1 protein-coding gene is annotated in these 316 nt (G+C 66.1%); it reads right to left on the reverse strand.

The genetic code is table 11. The features are described from left to right. Positions 1 to 58: 58 nt before the first annotated feature. Positions 59 to 313 (reverse strand): type II toxin-antitoxin system VapB family antitoxin, encoded by a 255-nt coding sequence (locus AC2YI2_RS35230; RefSeq protein WP_487391152.1) that lies wholly within the window; start codon positions 311 to 313, stop codon positions 59 to 61. Between the last annotated feature and the right edge of the window lie 3 nt (positions 314 to 316).

The following is a 316-nucleotide window of genomic DNA, read 5'->3' on the forward strand; positions in this document are numbered from 1 at the left end:
AACGCTGCGTCCGGTTCGTTGAAGGCGATCGCGACGATAGCGGAGGTATCGATGACCATCAGTTTGGCAAGCCGTTCTCGTCATAGCCGATGATCTCATCAGCGGAGCGGTCATCCAGGATCGGCAGAGCACTCCAGCGCCGCCGGCTGGCGGCCATGTCCTCCAGCAATGCGGCCTTGCGCGTCTCGGAGCCCGTGCGGCGCAGGCGGTCCTCAAGGGCCCGCCGGGTGGCGACCGTGATCGTCTCGCCGGTGCGCTCGGCAAGGGTGCGGGCCAGCCGTTCGGTCTCGGGGTCTTTGATGCTCAGTGCCATCTC

The sequence above is a fragment of the Rhizobium sp. SRI_017 genome, from assembly GCF_057586295.1.